This is a genomic window from Ramlibacter sp. (assembly GCF_035627355.1).
In the GTDB taxonomy this organism is placed as follows: Bacteria; Pseudomonadota; Gammaproteobacteria; order Burkholderiales; family Burkholderiaceae_C; genus Ramlibacter.
In genome coordinates, this window is the sequence record NZ_DASPLW010000061.1 from 71,675 (window position 1) to 92,931 (window position 21,257).

At 69.9% G+C, this 21,257-nt stretch carries 24 protein-coding genes; 12 read left to right on the top strand and 12 right to left on the bottom strand.

Features of this window, described 5'->3' with window-relative positions:
- The first annotated feature begins 7 nt into the window (after positions 1 to 7).
- The 10 genes from VEC03_RS14810 to VEC03_RS14855 all read left to right on the top strand — a co-directional run bounded on the left by VEC03_RS14810 (position 8) and on the right by VEC03_RS14855 (position 8,773).
- A complete protein-coding gene (locus VEC03_RS14810; protein ID WP_414708503.1) occupies positions 8 to 955 on the top strand; it encodes an MBL fold metallo-hydrolase in 948 nt (315 codons plus the stop codon).
- A 2-nt stretch (positions 956 to 957) separates the two neighbouring features.
- Positions 958 to 1,416 (top strand): hypothetical protein, encoded by a 459-nt coding sequence (locus VEC03_RS14815; protein ID WP_324916566.1) that lies wholly within the window; start codon positions 958 to 960, stop codon positions 1,414 to 1,416.
- A 154-nt stretch (positions 1,417 to 1,570) separates the two neighbouring features.
- Positions 1,571 to 2,908, top strand: coding sequence for a sulfite dehydrogenase (gene soxC, locus VEC03_RS14820; RefSeq protein ID WP_324916568.1), 1,338 nt, complete (start codon positions 1,571 to 1,573; stop codon positions 2,906 to 2,908).
- On the top strand, positions 2,892 to 3,962 hold the full coding sequence (locus VEC03_RS14825; RefSeq protein WP_324916571.1) for a c-type cytochrome: 1,071 nt from the start codon (positions 2,892 to 2,894) through the stop codon (positions 3,960 to 3,962). The genes soxC and VEC03_RS14825 overlap by 17 nt, the downstream gene beginning before the upstream one ends.
- 78 nt (positions 3,963 to 4,040) lie before the next feature.
- Entirely contained in the window at positions 4,041 to 4,499 is a 459-nt protein-coding gene (gene soxY / locus VEC03_RS14830) for a thiosulfate oxidation carrier protein SoxY (protein WP_324916574.1), read from the top strand.
- Positions 4,500 to 4,526: 27 nt separating this feature from the next.
- A complete protein-coding gene (gene soxZ, locus VEC03_RS14835; protein ID WP_324916577.1) occupies positions 4,527 to 4,838 on the top strand; it encodes a thiosulfate oxidation carrier complex protein SoxZ in 312 nt (103 codons plus the stop codon).
- A 58-nt stretch (positions 4,839 to 4,896) separates the two neighbouring features.
- A complete protein-coding gene (gene soxA, locus VEC03_RS14840) occupies positions 4,897 to 5,700 on the top strand; it encodes a sulfur oxidation c-type cytochrome SoxA (protein ID WP_414708504.1) in 804 nt (267 codons plus the stop codon).
- Between the two features lie 15 nt (positions 5,701 to 5,715).
- Entirely contained in the window at positions 5,716 to 6,393 is a 678-nt protein-coding gene (soxX, locus tag VEC03_RS14845) for a sulfur oxidation c-type cytochrome SoxX (protein ID WP_324916580.1), read from the top strand.
- A gap of 115 nt (positions 6,394 to 6,508) precedes the next feature.
- Complete coding sequence (gene soxB, locus VEC03_RS14850) at positions 6,509 to 8,251, top strand: thiosulfohydrolase SoxB (protein ID WP_324916583.1); 1,743 nt, start codon at positions 6,509 to 6,511, stop codon at positions 8,249 to 8,251.
- A gap of 48 nt (positions 8,252 to 8,299) precedes the next feature.
- Positions 8,300 to 8,773: a DUF3237 domain-containing protein gene (locus tag VEC03_RS14855; RefSeq protein WP_324916586.1), complete on the top strand. Its 474-nt coding sequence runs from the start codon at positions 8,300 to 8,302 to the stop codon at positions 8,771 to 8,773.
- A 9-nt stretch (positions 8,774 to 8,782) separates the two neighbouring features.
- Here the strand turns inward: VEC03_RS14855 and VEC03_RS14860 are convergent, their stop codons facing one another.
- Genes VEC03_RS14860 through VEC03_RS14875 form a run of 4 tightly spaced genes read right to left on the bottom strand, consistent with a single transcriptional unit; the run spans position 8,783 to position 11,183 of the window.
- Positions 8,783 to 8,974, bottom strand: coding sequence for a hypothetical protein (locus VEC03_RS14860; protein WP_324916589.1), 192 nt, complete (start codon positions 8,972 to 8,974; stop codon positions 8,783 to 8,785).
- A complete protein-coding gene (locus VEC03_RS14865; RefSeq protein WP_324916592.1) occupies positions 8,971 to 10,530 on the bottom strand; it encodes an FAD-dependent monooxygenase in 1,560 nt (519 codons plus the stop codon). Before VEC03_RS14865 ends, VEC03_RS14860 begins: the two co-directional genes overlap by 4 nt.
- Positions 10,531 to 10,564: 34 nt before the next feature.
- A complete protein-coding gene (locus VEC03_RS14870) occupies positions 10,565 to 10,843 on the bottom strand; it encodes a hypothetical protein (protein ID WP_324916595.1) in 279 nt (92 codons plus the stop codon).
- A gap of 1 nt (position 10,844) precedes the next feature.
- Positions 10,845 to 11,183, bottom strand: a complete 339-nt coding sequence (locus tag VEC03_RS14875) for a four-helix bundle copper-binding protein (protein WP_324916597.1) — start codon at positions 11,181 to 11,183, stop codon at positions 10,845 to 10,847.
- 192 nt (positions 11,184 to 11,375) lie between these two features.
- Here VEC03_RS14875 and VEC03_RS14880 point away from each other — a divergent pair, with 192 nt between their 5' ends.
- Both VEC03_RS14880 and VEC03_RS14885 read left to right on the top strand, forming a co-directional pair.
- Entirely contained in the window at positions 11,376 to 11,870 is a 495-nt protein-coding gene (locus tag VEC03_RS14880) for a Mut7-C RNAse domain-containing protein (protein ID WP_324916599.1), read from the top strand.
- Positions 11,871 to 11,991: 121 nt separating this feature from the next.
- Complete coding sequence (locus tag VEC03_RS14885; protein ID WP_324916602.1) at positions 11,992 to 13,203, top strand: hypothetical protein; 1,212 nt, start codon at positions 11,992 to 11,994, stop codon at positions 13,201 to 13,203.
- Positions 13,204 to 13,207: 4 nt separating this feature from the next.
- Here the strand turns inward: VEC03_RS14885 and VEC03_RS14890 are convergent, their stop codons facing one another.
- The 8 genes from VEC03_RS14890 to VEC03_RS14925 form a co-directional block, all read right to left on the bottom strand.
- Positions 13,208 to 13,885: an HAD family phosphatase gene (locus VEC03_RS14890; protein ID WP_324916604.1), complete on the bottom strand. Its 678-nt coding sequence runs from the start codon at positions 13,883 to 13,885 to the stop codon at positions 13,208 to 13,210.
- A complete protein-coding gene (locus VEC03_RS14895; protein ID WP_324916607.1) occupies positions 13,882 to 15,012 on the bottom strand; it encodes an acyl-CoA dehydrogenase family protein in 1,131 nt (376 codons plus the stop codon). Before VEC03_RS14895 ends, VEC03_RS14890 begins: the two co-directional genes overlap by 4 nt.
- 30 nt (positions 15,013 to 15,042) lie before the next feature.
- On the bottom strand, positions 15,043 to 15,711 hold the full coding sequence (locus VEC03_RS14900) for an SDR family oxidoreductase (RefSeq protein ID WP_324916609.1): 669 nt from the start codon (positions 15,709 to 15,711) through the stop codon (positions 15,043 to 15,045).
- Positions 15,712 to 15,724: 13 nt separating this feature from the next.
- A complete protein-coding gene (locus VEC03_RS14905; protein ID WP_324916611.1) occupies positions 15,725 to 16,906 on the bottom strand; it encodes an acetyl-CoA C-acyltransferase in 1,182 nt (393 codons plus the stop codon).
- A gap of 20 nt (positions 16,907 to 16,926) precedes the next feature.
- A complete protein-coding gene (locus VEC03_RS14910; RefSeq protein WP_324916614.1) occupies positions 16,927 to 17,415 on the bottom strand; it encodes a hypothetical protein in 489 nt (162 codons plus the stop codon).
- 16 nt (positions 17,416 to 17,431) lie between these two features.
- On the bottom strand, positions 17,432 to 19,303 hold the full coding sequence (gene aceK, locus VEC03_RS14915) for a bifunctional isocitrate dehydrogenase kinase/phosphatase (protein ID WP_324916616.1): 1,872 nt from the start codon (positions 19,301 to 19,303) through the stop codon (positions 17,432 to 17,434).
- 26 nt (positions 19,304 to 19,329) lie between these two features.
- Positions 19,330 to 19,983, bottom strand: coding sequence for a carbonate dehydratase (gene can, locus VEC03_RS14920; RefSeq protein ID WP_324916619.1), 654 nt, complete (start codon positions 19,981 to 19,983; stop codon positions 19,330 to 19,332).
- A 92-nt stretch (positions 19,984 to 20,075) separates the two neighbouring features.
- Positions 20,076 to 21,254, bottom strand: coding sequence for an isovaleryl-CoA dehydrogenase (locus tag VEC03_RS14925; RefSeq protein WP_324916622.1), 1,179 nt, complete (start codon positions 21,252 to 21,254; stop codon positions 20,076 to 20,078).
- Positions 21,255 to 21,257 lie beyond the last annotated feature (3 nt).

Genomic DNA, 21,257 nt, shown 5'->3' on the forward strand with positions numbered 1-21,257 from the left:
AAGTCCCATGTCGTTCCGTCGGGCGCGGCGCCTGTTGCTGGCCGCCGCGCTGGGCACCGCCCTGCAGTCCCTTGCCCAGCCGCCGTCCCTGCCGCCGATGGCGCCGCAGCAGGTGTCGCCCTCCGCCTGGTACGTGCAGGGCCAGTCGGCGCTGGGCTCGCCGGCCAACGGCAACTTCATCTCCAACGCCGGCTTCGTGGTCACGCCCGCTGGCGTGGTCGTCATCGACGCGCTGGGTTCGCCGGCGCTGGCCGAGCGCCTGCTGGCCGAGATCCGCAGGATCACGCCGCAGCCGGTCACCCACATCATCCTGACCCACTACCACGCCGACCACATCTACGGCCTGCAGGCCTTCAAGGCCGCCGGCGCCCGGGTGCTGGCGCACCAGCGGGGGCGCGAGTACCTGCAGTCCGACACCGCGCGGCTGCGCCTGCAGGCCTCGCGCACCGAGCTGGCGCCGTGGATCGACGAGAAGACACAGATGGTGGCGGCCGACGAGTGGCTGGACGGCCCGCGCGAGCTGGTGGTCGGTGGCGTGCGCCTGCGCATCCTGCCGGTCGGCCCGTCGCACACGGCCGAGGACGTGGTGGTCCACCTGCCGCAGGAGCAGGTGCTGTTCGCCGGCGACATCGTGTTCCGCGGCCGCATTCCCTTCGTGGGCCAGGCCGACAGCCGGCGCTGGATCGCGGCGCTGGACGAGGCACTCAAGCTCGAGGCGCAGGTGCTGGTGCCCGGCCACGGCCCGCACTCGAGCCAGCCGCGCCAGGACATGGAACTCACGCGCGACTACCTGCTGCACCTGCGCAAGGTGATGGGCGAAGCCGCACGCAACCTCGAACCCTGGGAAGACGCCTACAAGGCGGCCGACTGGAGCCGCTTCGAGAAGCTGCCGCTGTTCCAGGCCGCCAACCGCATGAACGCCTACAACACCTACCTGCTGATGGAGCAGGAGTAGGGATGAGCCTGCGCCGTCGCGAGCTGCTGGGCCTGCCGCTGCTGGCGGCCGGCGGGCTCGCGCGCACCGCCACCTTGCCGGCACCCCGCTCGCTGGCCGAGGAGCTCGACCGGGCCTTGGAGGCGCGCCGGCCGCTGCTGGTCATGGCCAGCCTGGACGGCTGCCCGTTCTGCAAGACCGTGCGCGACCATTTCCTGGCGCCGTTGCGCACCGACACCGGCCAGCCCATCGTCCAGCTCGACATGGGCAGCGCGCAGGCCGTGGCCGACTTCGACGGCCGCTCCCGCACGCATTCGCAACTGCTGCGCGAGTGGGGGGTCGGCGTGGCGCCTTCGGTGCTGTTCTTCGGGCGCGGCGGCCGCGAGGTGGCCGAGCGGCTGGTGGGTGCATCCATCCCCGACTTCTACGGCGCCTACCTCGACCAACGCCTGGCCACGGCGCTCAAGCGCATCGCCGGCTGACGCCTCAACTTCGCGCGTGGGTCGGAAGTACGCGCAGGGACCCGGAAGTACTCAGCCGCGCGGCCCGAAGCAGCCCGCGCTAGGCGTAAACCCCGAGGCCCGCCCTGACGAACATCAATATATTTGTCAATCTGCATATATCGATAACACGACGATGAACACCGGCCGCGTGCGCAAGGCGCCCGAGAACTTCCTGGATGTCCCCGGCATCCACCGTGTCGCCGCGGAGGCGCGCCAGGGCCGGCGCGACTTCCTGCGAGGCGCCTTCGCAGCCGCGGCGGCGGGCACCGCCACGATGGCCGCCGGCGCGACAGCCGCGGCCCGGGGCGACGCCAACATCCTCGAGCTGCCCGCGCACAGCACCGGCCTGGGCCGGCCGGTGGTCACCGACGGCTACGGCAAGCCCTCGCAGTACGAAGCCAACGTGCAGCGGCGCCAGAGCCCGGGCCTGACGCAGACCCGCCAGGCCTCGGTGTCCTTCGCCCCGCTGCAGTCGCTGTTCGGCATCGTCACCCCCAGCGGCCTGCACTTCGAGCGCCACCACCAGGGCTGGTGGGACATCGACCCGTCCAAGCACCGCTTCATGGTCAACGGCCTGGTGAAGTCGCCCAAGGTGTTCACCATGGACGAGCTGATGCGCCTGCCCTCGGTGTCGCGCTTCCACTTCATCGAGTGCGGCGCCAACACCGGCATGGAATGGGGCAACGTCGCCGTGCCGACCTGCCAGTACACGCACGGCATGCTGTCGTGCAGCGAGTTCACCGGCGTGCCGCTGATCACGCTGCTGGAGATGGCCGGGGCCGACCTGAAGAAGGGCCAGTTCGTGCTGGCCGAGGGCGGCGACGGGTCGTCCATGACGCGCACCATCCCCATGAGCCTGGTGCGCTCGGGCGAGGTGCTGGTGGCCTACGGCCAGAACGGCGAGATGCTGCGCCCGGAGAACGGCTATCCGCTGCGACTGGTGGTGCCCGGCGTGCAGGGCGTGAGCTGGGTCAAGTACCTGCGGCGCGTCGAGGTGGGCGACCAGCCCTACGGCACCAAGGACGAGACGGTGCACTACGTGGACCTGATGCCCGACGGGCAGCACCGTCAGTACACCAGCATCCAGGAGTGCAAGAGCGTGGTCACCACGCCCTCGGGCGGCCAGGTGCTGCTGGACAAGGGCTTCTACAGCATCACCGGGCTGGCCTGGTCCGGGCGCGGCAAGGTCAAGCAGGTGGACGTCTCGGTCGATGGCGGCCGCAACTGGCGCGTCGCGCGGCTGCAGGAACCGGTGATGAGCAAGTGCCTCACGCGCTTCTCGCTCGACTGGGTGTGGGACGGCAAGCCCGCCATCATCCAGAGCCGCGCCCGCGACGAGACCGGCTACGTGCAGCCGAGCTACCGGCAATTGCGGGCGGTGCGCGGCACGCGCTCGATCTACCACAACAACGCGATCCAGTCCTGGCTGGTCGAGGAAAGCGGGGAGGTGAAAAATGTCCAGCTGGGCTGATCACCTGCAGCGCCCCTGGGCGTTCACCGCCGCGGCGATCCTGCTGTCGCTGGCGGCCGCCAGCGCCCTCGCCGGCACGGCCCGCTTCACCGGCATCGGCCGCGACGCCACGCCGGCGGAGGTCAAGGCCTGGGACATCGACGTGCGCCCCGACTTCCAGGGCCTGCCGGCCGGCTCCGGCAGCGTGGACAAGGGCCAGCAGGTCTGGGAGGACAAGTGCGCGTCCTGCCACGGCGTGTTCGGCGAATCCAACTCGGTGTTCAACCCGCTGGTGGGTGGCACGAGCAAGAGCGACGTCGAGTCGGGCCGCGTCGCCAACCTGCAGCGCAACGACTATCCCGGCCGCACCACGATGATGAAGGTGGCCACCGTCTCCACGCTGTGGGACTACATCAACCGCGCCATGCCCTGGGACCGGCCCAAGTCGCTGTCGGTGGAGGAGGTCTACGCGGTCACCGCCTACCTGCTCAACCTGGCCGACGTGGTGCCGGCCGACTTCACGCTGTCGGACCGCAACATCCGCGAGGTGCAGGCCCGCATGCCCAACCGCAAGGGCATGACCACGGCGCACGCCATGTGGCCGGGCCGCGAACTCGCCGGCACGGCCAAGCCCGACGTGGCCGGCAGCACCTGCATGAAGGACTGCCCGGTGGAGGCCAAGGTGACCTCGCTGCTGCCGGTGCACGCCCGCAACAACCACGGCAACCTGGCCGACCAGAACCGGCTGGTGGGCGCACAGCGCGGTGCGCAGACGGCGGATGCCCGCGCGGCCCAGCCGGCCGCCGCATCCGCGGACAAGGGCGCCAACGGCGCGGTCGGCGCCCTGCTGCAGAAGAACAACTGCACGGCCTGCCATGCCGCCGGCCAGCGCATCGTCGGCCCGAGTTGGGCCGAGGTGGCGGACCGGCACGCCGGCAAGGCGGATTACCTGGCCGGGAAGATCCGTTCCGGCGGCAGCGGCGCATGGGGCTCGATTCCCATGCCGCCGCAGTCGCTGGACGAAACGTCGGCGCGCCAGATCGCCGACTGGCTGGCGTCCGGGGCCAAGCCCTGAGCACGCGGGCAGGGGATATCCCCATGCCCAACTTGACTTTTGTACATTAGCCTGCGCTGATTGATCCGGAGAACCCCGATGAAGACCACCCGTCGACAGACCCTCCAGCAAAGTGCCGCCGTGGCGGCCCTGCTGGCCACCGCCGGCCTGCTGCCGCGCACCGCGCTGGCCTGGACGCCCGCCGCCTTCGAAGCCAAGACAGTGGCCGACGCACTCAAGGCCATGGGCGCCGGCGCCCCGGTCGAGAGCAAGGACGTGACGCTGACGGCGCCCGACATCGCCGAGAACGGCGCCGTCGTGCCCATGGGCGTGGCCACCACGCTGGCCAACGTCAAGCTGCTGGCCGTGCTGGTCGAGAAGAACCCCAGCCCGCTGGTCGCCCGCTTCGACGTCAACGAGTCGGTGGAGCCCAACTTCCTCACCCGCGCCAAGATGGGCCAGTCCTCCGACGTCTATGCGGTGGCGATCACCAACGACGGCAAGGCCCTCTTCAGCAAGAAGGAAGTCAAGGTCACCCTCGGCGGCTGCGGCGGCTGACTGCGCAACGAACAAGGAGCAGAGAACATGGCAGACCCGATGCGCATCCGCGCCCAGGCCAAAGGCAATGACGCCGTCGTCCGCGTGCTCATGAGCCACGAGATGGAGACCGGCCAGCGCAAGGACTCGTCCGGCAAGGTCATCCCCGCCTGGCACATCACCGACGTCACCGCGACCCACAACGGCAAGCCCGTGCTCAAGGCCGAATGGGGCCCGGCCGTGGCCAAGAACCCGTTCATGCAGTTCACGGTCAAGGGCGCCAAGGCCGGCGACAAGATCGCGGTGAGCTGGAAGGACAACAGGGGCGACACCCGGACCGACGAGGCCACGGTCAGCTGAATGGCCGCGGGATCGTCCTTCGCCCCGGTGTGAGGGCTAACCGAGAGGAGACACACAAATGATGAAGAGGACCCTCGCAGCCCTCGCCGTCGCCGGCCTCGCGTCCGGCATGGCGGCGGCGCAATCGAAGTCGACCACCGAGTCGATCGAGGAATACCGGGCCATGCTGGCCGACGGCAACCCGGCCGAACTGTTCGAGGCCAAGGGCGAGGCCCTGTGGAAGCAGAAGCGCGGGCCCAAGAACGCGTCGCTGGAACAGTGCGACCTGGGCAAGGGCCCCGGCGTGGTCAAGGGCGCGTTCGTCGAGTTGCCGCGCTACTTCGCCGACGTGAACAAGGTGCAGGACCTGGAGTCGCGCCTGGTCACCTGCATGGAGAAGCTGCAGGGCTTCGACGGCGCCGAGATCGCCAAGACCCCGTTCGGGCGCGGCGAGCAGGCCAATGTCACGGCGCTGGCCACCTGGATCGCCGCCGAGTCCAAGGGCATGGCCTTCAACCTGCCGCAGTCGCACCCGCAGGAGAAGGTGGCCTACGAGGTGGGCAAGCGCATGTTCTTCATGCGCGGCGGCACGCACGACTTCGCCTGCGCCTCCTGCCACGGCGAGGACGGCAAGCGCATCCGCCTGCAGGACCTGCCCAACCTGACCAGGAACCCGGGCGACGGCGTCGGCTTCGCGGCCTGGCCGGCCTACCGGGTGTCCAACGGCCAGATGTGGAGCATGCAGCTGCGCCTGAACGACTGCTACCGCCAGCAGCGCTTCCCCTACCCGCACTTCGGCAGCGACGCGCTCACCGCGCTGTCCACCTACCTGGGCGTCAATGCCAAGGGCGCCAAGTCCGCGGCACCGGCCATCAAGCGCTGAAGAAGGAGGAACGCGATGAAGACGATCAGCAAGACGTTCGCAGCGCTGGGGACCGTGGCCGCCGCCGTGGCGGTGGTGGGCTGCGCCAGCATGGCCGGCGGCGGCACGCCCAGCTCCGCCGAGCTGGACCGCATGGCGCAGGAGGCGGTCAAGGCCGGCTTCCGCGACCAGGGCATCGCCAAGGTCAGCCGGGTCACCGAGATCGACGAGACGCTGCGCCTGTGCAACGCCGCCGACGTCGCCGGCAAGCCGCTGGAGCCGGCCGTGGCCAAGCGCATCGAGGCCGAGAACCTCAAGACCATCAAGTGGCCCAGCGACGGCAAGTTCCTGGGCGACTGGAAGGAAGGCGAGAAGATCGCCCAGAGCGGGCGCGGCCAGACCTGGCGCGACAAGGCGGACGCGGCCAATGGCGGCAACTGCTACAACTGCCACCAGATCAGCAAGCAGGAGATCTCCTTCGGCACCATAGGCCCGAGCCTGTACAACTACGGCAAGCTGCGCGGCGTGAGCGATCCGGGCAGCGCCGCCGCCAAGCCGATCGTGGAATACACCTGGGGCAAGATCTGGAACGCCAAGGCCTACAACGCCTGCTCCAACATGCCGCGGGCCGGCCACATGGGCAACCTGAACGAGCAGCAGATCCGGCACATCATGGCGCTGCTGCTGGACCCGAAGTCGCCGGTGAACCAATGACCCGGCGCGGCTGACGGCACTCGCATCGAAGGGGGCGGAGGCGTGCTCGCTCTCCGCCCCCTTTTTCATGCGCGTGCGCCGGTCGCCACGCTCCACATCGATCCAAATTGAAGCCATGCATCTGAGCAAACGCGAATTCCTGCAGGTGCTGGCGGCAGCCGGCGTCGCCGGGATGGGACTGGGCCGCTGGGCCGAGGCCGACGCCGCCACCGCCGCCGACAAGCTGTACGACCTGCCGAAGTTCGGCAACGTCTCCTTCCTGCACATCACCGACTGCCACGCGCAACTGCAGCCGATCTGGTTCCGCGAGCCCAGCGTGAACCTCGGCATCGCCGACATGAAGGGCCGCCTGCCGCACCTGGTTGGCGAGCACCTGCTGAAGGCGGCGAAGGTGCCGGCCGGCTCGGCCGAAGCCTATGCCTTCAGCTGCGTCGACTTCGAGCAGGCCGCTCGCCGCTGGGGCCAGGTCGGCGGCTTCGCCCACCTGGCCACCCTGGTCAAGCGCATGAAGGCCAGCCGGCCGGGCGCGCTGCTGCTGGACGGCGGCGACACCTGGCAGGGTTCGGGCACCGCGCTGTGGACCAACGGCCAAGACATGGTCGACGCCTGCAAGCTGCTGGGCGTGGACGTGATGACCGGCCACTGGGAGTTCACGCTGGGCATGCAGCGGGTGCAGGAGATCATCGAGAAGGACTTCGCCGGCCGGGTCGACTTCGTCGCCCAGAACGTCAAGACCGCCGACTTCGGCGACCCGGTGTTCAAGCCCTACGTGATCCGCACCATCAACGGCGTGCCCTGCGCCATCATCGGCCAGGCCTTTCCCTACACGCCGATCGCCAACCCGCGCCACTTCGTCGCCGACTGGACCTTCGGCATCCAGGACGACAACCTGCAGAAGATGGTCGACGAGGCGCGCGGCAAGGGCGCGCAGGTGGTGGTCGTGCTCAGCCACAACGGCATGGACGTGGACCTGAAGATGGCCACCCGGGTGCGCGGCGTCGACGCCATCTTCGGCGGCCACACGCACGACGGTGTGCCGGTGGCCACGGTGGTGTCCAACGCGGGCGGCAAGACGCTGGTCACCAATGCCGGCTCCAACGGCAAGTTCCTGGGCGTGATGGACTTCGACGTGCGCGGCGGCAAGGTGCAGGACTTCCGCTACAAGCTGCTGCCCGTGCTGTCCAACGCGCTGCCGGCCGATGCGGCCATGCAGGCGCTGGTCACCAAGGTGCGCGCGCCCTACGAGGCCAAGCTGGCCGAGAAGCTGGCCGTGACCGAAGGCACGCTGTACCGGCGCGGCAACTTCAACGGCACCGGCGACCAGCTGCTGCTGGACGCGCTGATGGAGGTGCAGGGCGCCGAGATCGCGTTCTCGCCCGGCTTCCGCTGGGGCACCTCGCTGCTGGCCGGCGAGACGATCACGCGCGAGTGGCTGATGGACATGACGGCCACCACCTACTCGCACGCCACGGTCAACACCATGAGCGGCGAGATGCTCAAGACCGTGCTGGAAGACGTCTGCGACAACCTGTTCAACCCCGACCCCTACTACCAGCAGGGCGGCGACATGGTGCGCGTGGGCGGGCTGCAGTACACCTGCAACCCGCTGGCGGCCATGGGCCAGCGCATCACCGACATGCGCCTCGGCGGCAAGCCGATCGAGGCGGGCAAGCAGTACAAGGTCGCGGGCTGGGCGCCGGTGGCCGAAGGGGCCGACAAGGCCCCCGGCGTGCGCCCGGTGTGGGACGTGGTCGAGGACTGGCTGCGCGCCAACAAGGGCGTGGTCAAGCCGCGCAAGGCCAACGTGCCGACCATCGCCGGCGTGCTGCCCAACCCGGGCTACGTCGACGCGGGCTGAGCGTCGCACCCCGCTACAGCGGCCCCTGCAATCGCTACCATGGTGAGCATGACCTCCCCGCTCGTGCCACCCCCCAACCTGCCGTTCTTCGCCGACCTCCGCGTGCAGGTCGGCGCACCCATCGAGGTGGGCCGCACCCCGCGCGGGCTGCGCCGCATGATCCCGATCATCGGCGGCGACGCCCGCGGCGAGGGCTGGAGCGCGCGGGTGCTGCCGGGCGGCGCCGACTACCAGCTGGTGGTGAGCGACACCCTGGCCGAACTGCAGGCGCACTACGTGCTGGAGACCGACGCCGGCGACCGCATCTACGTGCACAACCACGCGATCCGGCAGGCGCCAGCCGAGGTCACGGCGAAGCTGGTGCGCGGCGAACCGGTCGATCCGGCGCAGGTCTATTTCCGCTGCTGGCCGACGCTGGAGACCTCGTCCGCCGCGCTGGCCTGGGTCAACGAGCGCCTGTTCGTGGGCAGCGGCGTGCGCCGGCCGCAGCAGGTGGAGATGACCTTCTTCGTGTTGGCCTGAACGGGCGCTTCAGCGCGGCTGCGGCTCGACGCTGCGCGCCTTCACGACCTCGATCAGTTCCAGCACGTCCTCGCCGCGGTCGACCCGCACCAGCAGACCCATGCACAGCAGCGCCAGGAAGCGCTGCGCGTGGGCCTCGCCGACCTCGGCCATCCCGTTGCACAGGGCGGTGTAGGCCCGGTCCAGTTCCTCGTCGGTCATGCCTGCACCCCCCTCGCGGCCAGTTCGCGCCGCACCGCGGCCAGGTCCTCGTCCGGCCAGCGGCCGAACACGTAGCCGTCCGGCCGCACCACCACCATCCGACCGCCCACCCCGTAGCGCTCGCGCGCCTGGCCGAGCGGATCGCCGCCGGCCGGGATGCGCACCCGGGTGAAGCCCTCGCGCTCGTCCACCCGCGCCGGACCATCGCCGTCGTCGAACACCACGGCCACGAAGCCGCGCCCGAAGCATTCGGTCAGGTGCCAGTCGCCCTGCCCCCCGCGCAGCAGCGCCTCCGGCGCCGGCTGGCCGGGGGCCGCCATGGCGGAGCGCCACTCACCGGTTTGCGGCCCGTTCAGCGGCGATCCCGTGTACGCGATGGGCGCCGACTGGCGCGGGTTGATCAGCGAGCGCACGCGCGGCTCATCGAGCGCCAGCCGCAAGGTGGCATCGCGCATCAGCGCGAATGCGAAGTTCGGCGGCGCCATGAACTCCGTGCTCTTGGCGCCGTAGGCCAGGTTCTCGTGGGTCGCATGGACGCGCTCCACCGAGTAGCTGTCCAGCAGCGCCGGATCGGCACGGCCCTGCAGCACCGCCGCCAGCTTCCAGGCCAGGTTGCCGGCGTCGTCCAGCCCTGAGTTGAGCCCGCGCACCCCGAAGATGGGCACCAGGTGTCCGGCATCGCCGGCGAACAGCACGCGCCCGTGTCGGTAGCTGGACAGGGTCAGGCACTTGGCGTTGTACATGGACGACCAGAGCATGCGCCAGGGCTCGGGCTCGCCGATCATGTCCAGGTGGCTCTGGATGCGCGGCAGGATGCTGGCCGGCTCCAGGGCCGCGGCGCCATCCTCGTCGTCGCGCAGCTGGTAGTCGATGCGCCAGACGTCGTCGGGCTGGCGGTGCATCAGCAGCGTGGAGCCGGGATTGGAAGGCGGGTCGAACCAGGCCAGCCGCTCCACCGGACGCTGCGTCTCCTGCACGATGTCGACGATGACGTAGCGGCCCTCGTACTGCATGCCTTCCAGCGCCAGCCCGAGCTGCTCGCGCACCGTGCTGCGGCCGCCGTCGCAGGCCACCAGGTACTGCGCCTGCACGCTCGCGCTGCCCTGCGGCCCCCCGATCTCCACCTGCACGCCGCCGGCATCCTGCCGCACGCCGACGACGCGGTGCGACCAGGCGACCTGCGCCGGCTGGCCGGCCAGCGCCTCGTGCAGGAACTGCTCCACGTAGTACTGCTGGATGTTGACCATGGGTGCGAAGCGCTGGGCCGGCTCGTGCGGCATCTCGAAGTGCAGCACCTCACGATCGCGCCAGAAGCTGCGCCCGCCGGTCCAGGGCAGCGCCTTGGCCTGCATCGCCGGGCCGGCGCCGGCCCAGGCCAGGATCTCCAGCGAGCGGCGCGAGATGCAGATGGCGCGGCTGCCGCTGCAGTACCCCTCGTCGGCCTCGACCACCAGCGACGCGATGCCGCGTCGCGCGAGCAGCGCGGCGCAGGCCAGCCCAACCGGGCCGCCGCCGGCGATCAGCACGGGAACCTGGGCAGGAAGGGCGGAAGTCATCGGCTGCGAGTATGCATGGCTCGCAACAACCCGGTCACTTCGGTGGACGCGGGGGGCGCCCCAGCGGCACGGCGGGATCCAGCCGGCGCTTGTAGTGCGCATAGCCCTGGTCGGGATCGGCCACGCCGGCCGGCCCGACGGCATCGGGCAGCTCCGACTGGATCGCCACGTGGCTGATGGCCTCGCCCGCGCGGCGGCGGGCACGCAGCGACTCGGCGAACCGGAGGGCTTCGCCCAGCGCCGCCGGCCCGAAGACGGCGTGGCGAGGCTGCGCAGCGTCGCCCGCGGCCTCCAGCCAGAAGACGACGATCACCTCAAGCCGCGGCCATCTGCTCGCAGGCTTCGGCGCAGCGACGGCAGGCCTCTGCGCACTGCTGGCAGTGGTCCATGTCGTGGCGCGCGCACTCCTCGGCGCAGGCGCGGCAGGCCTGCGCGCAGACACGGCACAGCGCCGGCGCGAATTCGCTGGCGCCGGCCATCAGCGCGACGGACACCTCGCACAGCTGGGCGCAGTCCATGTCCAGCGCGATGCAGCGGACCATGGCTTTCACGTCCGGCTCCTGCAGGCAGGAGGCGGCACAGTGCTGGCAGGCGACGGCACAGGCGTTGCAGGCCGCGATGCAGTCGAGATAGCGGGTCAGGGCATCGGACATGGCGGTGTTCTCTCCAAACCATCCAGCCTAGGCGCGCACGGCGGGATTGGTGTGGGGCCGAACGTGACAGCTGTTGCCGGTGTGCGTGTAGGGGCTGGGAGAAATCGGCCGCGGGCACCTTGGGCGACGCCTCCGCCCGAGAATGCGATGTGCCCTGTCCTGCCTGCCCCTGGGATTCGTCCGCAGCGCGCCATGGCCCCTGCTGAACCCCGCTTCGCGGCCGATGCCATGCTGGCGCGGCTGGCGCGCTGGCTGCGCGTCATCGGCTGGGACACCACGTTGGATCCCGCCTTGCCCGATCCCGAGCTGGTCCGACTCGCCGACGAGCAGGCCCGGCTGCTGCTCACCCGCGACCGGCACCTCCTGCGCGAGCTTCGCCCGCGCCGCGCCCTGCGCATCGAGCACGACGATCCGTTGCTGCAGCTCAGTCAGGTCGTGTCCGTGCTCGACCTGAATGCTCCGCCGGAGCTGTTCACCCGCTGCACCGTCTGCAACACGCCCCTGTCGCCGCCGCTGCCGGAAGCGCTGCGGATCGCCCTGCTCCCGCCCGACGTCCGCACGCTGCCCGGCGCGGCCCGGCAGTGCCCCGGGTGTGGCCGGCTGTACTGGCTGGGCTCGCACGCCCGCCGCATGCGCGAAGCCATAGAGCGCACGCTGCCGGGCTGGCTGGGCAGCGGCACCCGATGAGACGCCCTTCCGGTCCATCCGCGCTGTAAACAGGCCTCGGCAGCCTTTGCATCTCGACACGCATGTAAACGGCTGAGCCACCGCAAGATGCCGCGTCCGAACTGTCGAGCAGGAGGACGGCATGAACACAAGAACACGCGCCACCGTGGGCGGACTGGCCTGGCTGGCGATCGTTGCCGCCGGGCTGGTCGCTTGCGGCGGCGGGGGCGGTGCAGGCGGTGCCACGAACCCCAGCACCGGCACCGGCACCGGCAGCGTGCCGACCGGCAGCACCATCGCCACGGCACCCGGCAGCACCACGCTGCTGGGCAGCTGTGCGATGTTCCCGCCGGAGGCGGTCTTCAACACCCGCATCGACGACCCGGGGCGCTTCCCGGCCCATCCAGACAGCGCGCGCTGGATCGCCGCCATCGGCGGCGCCACGCCCTTCCGCGCCGACTGGTGGCTGGGCGAGGACCCGAACCAGCGCGATGCCTACTACGGGATGCCGGTCAACGTCGTCGAGGGCAGCGCGGCGGACACCGACTGGGCCGTCGTTCAGTACGACTTCAGCCCCTCGGGCGCGAGCAGCGAGGCGGGCTGGCCGCACGAGAGCGACTGCGCCGTTGCGGACGGCAGCGGCGGCCACACGCTGGCGCGCGGCTGCAGCAGCGTGCCGGCGGGCGAGCGCCGCTTTCCCTTCCCCATCAGCGGGCTGAAGAACGAAGGGGGCAATTGCAACGACCCCAACACCTGCGGCGACCACCACGTGCTGGTGGTCGAGCAGGGCGCCTGCCGGCTGTGGGAGGCCTTCGCCACCTACAAGCTGTCAGACCGCTGGTACACGCTGGCGAGCGCCGGCTGGGACCTGAAGTCGCTGGAGCTGCGGCCGGACGGCTGGACCGCGGCCGATGCCGCCGGCCTGCCGATCACGCCCTTCCTGGCCAAGGCGGCCGAGGCCGACAGCGGCGAGATCCGTCACGCGCTGCGCGTGACCTTCCGCGATGCCGTGCTGTCGCGCGGCTACACCTGGCCGGCCCGACACGGCGCCGGCGGCGACACGCCGGGCGGCATCCCGTTCGGCTCGGTGCTGCGCCTGAAGGCCGACTTCGCCATCCCCGAGCACTGGACGCCGCAGGCCAAGGCGATCGCCACCGCTGCCAAGCGCTACGGCCTGTACGTGGCCGACATCGGCATGGACTTCTACGTGCAGGGCGAGCCCAACGCGGCCTGGAGCGAGCAGATGTTCCGCGACCTGCGCGGCATCCCGCTGTCGGCGATGGAGTTCGTGGACCTGGGCGCCATCACCGGCGACCCGCGCTTCTCGCGCGATTCGATGGCCGCCAGCTGGTGAGGGCTCAGTCGCCCACCAGGACCGGCAGTTCGTCCATGCGGGTGAACACGTGGACGGCGCCGGCAGCACGCAGCGCGGCCGGCACGTCGTGGCCCGCCTCCGGCGGGCTGTAGCCGAACACGGTCGCGCCCGCAGCCGTGCCGGCGGTGACGCCGACGACGGTGTCCTCGACCACGGCGCATCGCTGCGGATCGGCGTCGAGCGCGGCGGCCGCGGCCAGGTACACGTCGGGCGCCGGTTTGGAGCGCGGCTGTTCGTGGCCGCTAAAGATCCGGCCCTCGAAATAGGGCATCAGGCCGCACTTGGCCAGTTGCAACTCCACCTTGTGGCGGTCGGCCCCGCTGGCGCAGGCCACGCGGCCGCCGAAGCGCCGGTGGATGTCGGCCACCGCGGGCACGGCGCCGGCTATCGGGCCCAGTCGCCGTTCGAGCTGCTCGTTGCGGCGCCGGCGGAACGCGGCCAGCCAGTCCTCGGTGAGCGGCCGGCCGGTGCGCGATTCGATCAGCCGGCGCTCGTCCTTCACCGCCTTGCCCAGGAACAGCCGCATGCAGTCGGCGGCCGAGAGCTCCCAGCCCAGTTCGGCCAGCATGTCGCGCAGCACGCCGTTGGTGATGGGCTCGCTGTCCACCAGCACGCCATCGCAGTCGAACAGGACGGCGTCGAATCGGCGCCCGCGCGTCACGCCAGCGCCCGCTGGATGATGATCTTCTGCACGTCGGAAGTGCCCTCGTAGATCTGGCACACCCGCACGTCGCGCCAGATGCGCTCCACCGGGAAGTCGCTCACGTAGCCGTAGCCGCCCAGGGTCTGGATGGCGGCGCTGCAGACCCGCTCGGCCATCTCGCTGGCGAACAGCTTGGCCATCGCCGCTTCCTTTAGGCAGGGGCGGCCGGCGTCGCGCAGGCTGGCGGCATGCCAGATCAGCTGGCGCGCCGCTTCGAGCTGCGTCGCGCAATCGGCCAGCCGGAAGCCCACGGCCTGGTGGTCGAAGATGGGGCTGCCGAAGCTCTCGCGCTCCTTGGCGTAGGCCACCGCCACCTCGAAGGCGCTGCGCGCCATGCCCAGGCTCTGGGCGGCGATGCCGATGCGCCCGCCCTCCAGCGAGGACAGGGCGATCTTGTAGCCCTCGCCCTCCTCGCCGATCCGGTTGGCGGCCGGGATGCGGCAGTTGTCGAAACGGATCTGCGCGGTGTCGCTGGAATGCTGGCCGACCTTGTCCTCCAGCCGCGCCACGACGTAGCCGGGGGTGTCGGTGGGCACCAGGAAGGCGCTCATGCCTCGCTTGCCGGCGCCCTTGTCGGTGACAGCGATCACCACCGCCAGCTGGCCGTTCTGGCCGCTGGTGATGAACTGCTTGACGCCGTCGATCACGTAGGCGTCGCCGTCGCGGCGCGCCGTCGTGCGCAGCGCCGAGGCGTCGCTGCCCACGTGGGGCTCGGTCAGGCAGAAGGCGCCCAGCAACTCGCCCTGCGCCAGCGGCGCCAGCCAGCGCTGCTTCTGGGCCTCGCTGCCGTAGCGCATCAGGATCGCATTGACGGGGCAGTTGGTCACGCTGATGGCGGTGCTGGTGCCGCCGTCGCCGGCGGCGATCTCCTCCAGCACCAGCGCGAGGCTCACGTAGTCGAGGCCGGCGCCGCCGTATTCCTCCGGAACGCAGATGCCGTAGGCGCCCAGCGCGGCCAGGCCCTTGTGCACCTCGCGCGGGAAGGTGTGCTCCTTGTCCCAGCGCGCGGCATTCGGCCACAGCTGTTCCTGCGCGAACGCGCGCACGGCGTCGCGGATCATTTCCTGGTCGGGGGTCAGCAGCATGTCGTGAGGATGGAAGCGTGGGACCGGCGGTCACCAGCCATCGAACGGCGTACCGTCGTGGTCGAGGAAGGCGCCGCTCTGCGAGGTCTTCAGCGCGGCGATGGTGCGCCGCATGGAGGCGACGCTTTCGTCGGGGCTGAGCGGCGCGTCGGGCCCGCCCATGGCGGTGCGCACCCAGCCCGGGCTCATGGCCACCAGCGTGGCCCGGGGATAGTCGTAGCTGGCGGCACGCACCGCCATGTTGAGCGCGGCCTTGCTGGCGCGGTACACCCAGCCGAAGCTGGAATGGGTGCCGGCGATGTGGCCCATCTCGCTGGTGATGAAGACGAAGCGGCCGCGCGCCGGCTCGACCAGCGGGGCCACCTGCGGGATCGCCTGCATGGCGCCCAGCACGTTGGTGCGCATCACGAGGTCGAAGTCGGGCTGCGCCGGCGGCTCGGTGGCGCCGGCCGTGCTGTAGACACCGGCCACGTACAGCGCGACGTCGATGCGCTCGCCATCCAGCTGCCAGGCCAGGCCGCTGATGCTGGCCGGCGCGGCCACATCCAGCTGGAGTGGCCGGGCCCCAAGGGCGGCGAGCGCCTGCAGCCCCTCGTCCGTGCGCGCCGTCGCGATCACGCGCTCGCCCGCGGCCCGGTACTGGCGCACGAACTCCAGCCCGATGCCGCGCGACGCGCCGAGGACGAGGACGGTGCTCATGGCACCCTGGGCGTCAGACCAGTTCCAGCGCGACCGCCGTGCCCTCGCCGCCGCCGATGCACAGCGTGGCGACGCCGCGCTTGCCGCCGCGGGCCTGCAGGGCGTGGATCAGCGTCACCATGATGCGGGCGCCGGAAGCGCCGATCGGGTGGCCCAGCGCGCAGGCGCCACCGTTCACGTTGACGATGTCGTGCGACACCTTCAGCTCGTGCATCAGCGCCATGGGCACCACGGCGAAGGCCTCGTTCACTTCCCACAGGTCCACGTCGGACACCTTCCAGCCGGTCTTGGCGAACAGCTTCTGGGTGGCGCCCACCGGGGCGGTGGTGAACCACTCGGGTTCCTGCGAGTGCATGGCGTGGCCGACGATGCGCGCGATCGGCTTGCAGCCCAGCCGCTTGGCCGTGCCCTCGGTCATCATCACCAGGGCGGCGGCGCCGTCGTTGATGCTGGAGGAGGAGGCAGCCGTGATGGTGCCGTCCTTCTTGAACGCGGGCTTGAGCGTGGGGATCTTGTCCAGCTTGACCTTGCCCGGGCCCTCGTCGACCGAGATCACCGATTCGCCGGCGCGCGTCTTGACCGTCACCGGGGTGATCTCCTTGGCGAAGGCGCCGGACTCGGTGGCCTTCTTGGCGCGCGTGACGGATTCGACCGCGAACGCGTCCTGCGCCTCGCGGCTGAACTTGTACTTGGCGGCGCAGTCCTCGCCGAAGGTGCCCATGGCACGGCCGGGCTCGTAGGCGTCTTCCAGGCCGTCGAGCATCATGTGGTCGTAGACCTTGTCGTGGCCCATGCGGTAGCCGCCGCGGCCCTTGAGCAGCAGGTAGGGCGCGTTGGTCATGCTCTCCATGCCGCCGGCGACCATCACCTCGTGGGTGCCGGCCAGCAGCATGTCGTGCGCGAACATCGCGGCCTTCATGCCCGAGCCGCACATCTTGGACAGCGTGACGGCGCCGGCGCTCTTGGGCAGGCCGCCCTTGAACGCCGCCTGGCGCGCCGGCGCCTGGCCCTGGCCGGCCATCAGGCAGTTGCCGAACAGCACCTCGCCGACGGCGTCGGACGAGATGCCGGCGCGCTCGACGGCGGCACGGATGGCGGCGCCGCCCAGGTCGTGGGCGGCCAGCGTGGCGAAGTCGCCCTGGAAGGCCCCCATGGGGGTGCGGGCGGCACTGACGATGACGATGGATTCAGCCATGTTTCACTCCTTCTCGAAAATCAGCTGGCGGTGGAAATGGCGCTGCGCTCCTCGGAGGCAATGCGCCGCATGTAGGTCTGGAATTCGGGGTCCTCGCCGCCCAGCAGCTGCGGCAGGGCGTTGTGGAAATCCTCGCGCCGGCACCACTCGCGCATGAAGTCGTCCCAGCTGTTCCAGCGGCGGCGCTCGACCTCGCCCATGCGCGGTTTCCAGGCGACGAGGTAGGCCCGCTCGAAGAGCGAGATCAGCATATCGAAGATCACCAGCATGCGCTCGCGCTGCTCCGGCGTGGGGTTATCCAGCGGCTCGTTGCTGCGCAGCCGCAGGTCGGGGTGCTGCAGCACCACCTCCAGGAAGTCGTGGTAGGCGTCGGCGAGCAGCTGGTACTGCTCCTCTTCCTCGTTGTCGCGCTCCTTGCGCTGCTCCCAGGCGAACACCAGGATGGCGAACGGCAGGCCGAGCGCGGTCACCACGTAGCTCGCCAGTTCCCAGGCTTCGCGCGCGCTCATCGGTCCCCCTCGGCGCTCATGCAACCGTCGCCTCCGCCACCTGGGCGAAGCGCTTGTCCTGGTCGTAGGGGAAGACGTCCTCCACGTGCCCGGCGCGGATGCGCTGCTGGTGGGCCTGCCAGAACCGGGCGTCGAGCAGGTCGCCGTGGTGCTTGAGGAACACCTCCCGCACGGCCGGGTTGCCCAGCAGGAAAGGCCCGAAGGTCTCGGGGAACACGTCCTTGGGCCCGACCGGGTACCAGATCTCGCCGGACAGTTCCTCTTCCTCGGTGCGCGCCGCCGGCACCTCGCGGAACTGGCAGTCGGTGATGTATTCGATCTCGTCGTAGTCGTAGAACACGACCTTGCCGTTGCGGGTGACGCCGAAGTTCTTCCACAGCATGTCGCCGGGGAAGATGTTGGCGGCCACCAGGTCCTTGATCGCGTTGCCGTACTCGATGACCGCGCGCTCCACCAGCTCGTGGGCGCCGGCGTCGATCGCCTCCTGCAGGTAGATGTTCAGGGGGATCATGCGCCGCTCGATGTAGAGGTGCTTGATCACCACCTCCTCATGGCCGTCGCGGTCGCGGTCGCCGATCTCCAGCTGGCTGGGGGCGAAGCGGCGGATCTCGTCCAGCAGATCCTCCTCGAAGCGGTCGCGGTCGAAGGCCACCTCGCTGTACTCCCAGGTGTCGGCCATGCGGCCCACGCGGTCGTGCTGCTTGACCAGCAGGTACTTGCGCTTGATCTGCTCGCGCGTGGTGTCCTTCTGCGGCGGGTAGTAGTCCTTGATCAGCTTGAAGACGTAGGGGAAGGACGGCAGGTCGAACACCAGCATCACCATGCCCTTGATGCCGGGCGAGATGCGGAACTTGTCGCTCGAATGCTTCAGGTGGAACAGGAAGTCCCGGTAGAACAGGTTCTTGCCCTGCTTGGCCAGGCCCAGTGCGTTGTACAGCTCGGAGCGCGGCTTGCGCGGCATCAGCGAGCGCAGGAACTGCACGTAGGCCGCCGGGATCTCCATGTCCACCATGAAGTAGGCCCGGGCGAACGAGAACAGCATCAGCAGTTCGTCCTCGCCGAACAGGCAGGCGTCGATGACCAGCTTGCCGTCGGAATCAGGCTCCCCCACGCCGCCCTTGGCGGCTGCCCCCTGAGGGGGCTCGCCCGCCTCGGGGCGGCCCAGCGGCGGGCGGTGCAGGATCGGCAGCGCGAACGGCACCTCGTTGAAGCCGTTGATCAGCTTGCCCACCACGTAGGCGCCCTTGTTGCGGAAGAACAGGGACGACAGCACCTGGATCTGGAAGTTGGCCCTGAGCTTGACGTGGGCCAGGCGCGAGCCCATCGCCTCCAGCACCTGCCGGGCGTCGCGGTCCAGGTCCTCGAACGGGCGGCGCAGCTGGAAGTTGGTGATGATGCGCACGATGTTCTCGTGCAGCGTCTCTCGCGTCGGGTAGTAGGCGCGGTAGGTGGGCGTGGCCGCCGGCTCGTCGTTCTCGATGTACTCGGTCGAGACGGCCGGTCGCACGAAGATGAAGTCGTTCTGGAAGTAGGTCCGGTGCAGGATCTTGGTGGTGACCGAGTTGAAGAAGGTCTCGGCGCACTCGGGCTGGTGGTGGTCGATCAGCAGGCCGATGTAGTGCAGCTTGGCCTGGTGCCAGACTTCCATCGGCTGCTCGCCGGCCTTGAATTCCTTCTCCAGCCGCGCCACCGCTTCCTTGACCCGCAGGTCATAGAACTCGATGCGCTCGCGCTGGGCGCGCTGCTGGCCGTGCCAGTCGGCCGTCTCGAAGCGGTGCTTGGCGCGCTGCGACTCCAGCCGGAACAGCCGGTAGTGGCGGTTGAAGCCATCGAGCATCGCCTTGGCGATGTCGTAGGCGAGCGTGGAGTCCAGGCGCTGGGGGAACATGGGACCCTGTGCGCGCGGTGTCCGGGTCAGCGCCGCGCGTCGACCACGGCGCGGACCGCGGACCGGTACTGCGGTTCCAGCTCGTCGGGACCGCCCACGTCCATGTGCAGGTCCTGCAGCAGGCCGTCGTTGATCCCGTAGGCCCAACCGTGCACGGTGACCGGCTGCCCCTTGGCCCAGGCGTCGATCAGCACCGTGCTGACGCAGACGTTGACCACCTGCTCGATCACGTTGAGCTCCACCAGCGTGTCGTTGCGGCGCTCCGGCGCGATGTTGTCCAGGATGCCGCGGTGCCGGTCGCGCACGTTCTGGATGTGGCGGATCCAGTTGTCCGCCAGGCCGATGCGCTGGTCGTTGAGGGCCGCCTGCACGCCGCCGCAGCCGTAGTGCCCCACCACCATGATGTGGCGCACCTTGAGCATCTCCACCGCGAACTGGATGGCCGACAGCGCGTTCAGGTCCGAGTGCACCACCACGTTGGCCACGTTGCGATGCACGAACACCTCACCCGGCTCCAGCCCGGTGATCTGGTTGGCCGGCACCCGGCTGTCGCTGCAGCCGATCCACATGTACTGCGGCCGTTGCTGCTGCTGCAGCCCGGTGAAGAAGCCGGGGCGCTCGCGCTCCATCCGGGCCGCCCAGGCGCGGTTGTGGGCGAAGAGTTCCTGGATGTCGGGCATGGCCTATTGTCCTTCCGGTCATTCCCGTGGCGACGGGAACGACATGGGTTGCGTATTCGTACCTAAGGGTTGGCCTCGGGGGCCAACCGGGGCTACATGGTCTCGGCGAACAGCTCGCGCCCGATCAGCATGCGGCGGATCTCGCTGGTGCCGGCGCCGATCTCATAGAGCTTGGCGTCGCGCCACAGGCGTCCCAGCGGGTACTCGTTGATGTAGCCGTTGCCGCCGAAGATCTGGATGCCCTCGCCGGCCATCCAGGTGGCCTTCTCGGCGCACCACAGGATGACCGAGGCGCAGTCCTTGCGCACTTGGCGCACGTGCTCGGCGCCCAGCTGGTCCAGGTTCTTGCCGACCGTGTAGCAGAAGGCGCGCGCCGCCTGCAGCACGGTGTACATGTCGGCGACCTTGCCCTGGATCAGCTGGAACTCGCCGATGCTCTGGCCGAACTGCTTGCGGTCGTGGATGTAGGGCACCACGTTGTCCAGCACCGACTGCATGATGCCGATCGGGCCGGCGGCTAGCACTGCGCGCTCGTAGTCCAGGCCGGACATGAGCACCTTGGCGCCGCCGTTGACGGCACCCAGCACGTTCTCGGCCGGCACCTCCACGTCCTGGAACACCAGTTCGCCGGTGTGGCTGCCGCGCATGCCCAGCTTGTCCAGCTTCTGCGCGATCGAGAAGCCCTTCATGGTCTTCTCGATCAGGAAGGCGGTGACGCCGCGCGCACCCAGCTCGGGCTCGGTCTTGGCATAGACCACCAGCGTGTCGGCGTCAGGGCCGTTGGTGATCCAGAACTTGCTGCCGTTCAGGACGTAGTAGCCGCCCTTGTCCTCGGCCTTGAGCTTCATGGAGATCACGTCGCTGCCGGCGCCCGGCTCGCTCATGGCTAGCGCGCCGACGTGCTCGCCGGAAATCAGCTTGGGCAGGTACTTCTGCTTCTGCGCCTCGCTGCCGTTGCGCTTGATCTGGTTGACGCACAGGTTGCTGTGCGCACCGTAGGACAGGCCCACCGAGGCGGAGGCGCGCGAGATCTCCTCCATCGCCACCATGTGCGCCAGGTAGCCCATGTTGGCGCCGCCGTATTCCTCCGGCACGGTGATGCCCAGCACGCCGAGTTCGCCCAGCTTGCGCCACAGGTCCATGGGGAACTGGTCGCTGCGGTCGATCTCCGCGGCGCGCGGGGCGATCTCGGCTTCGGCAAAGGCGCGCACCGCCTCGCGCAGCGCATCGATGTCTTCGCCCAACTGGAAGTTCAGGCCCGGCAGGTTCATGGG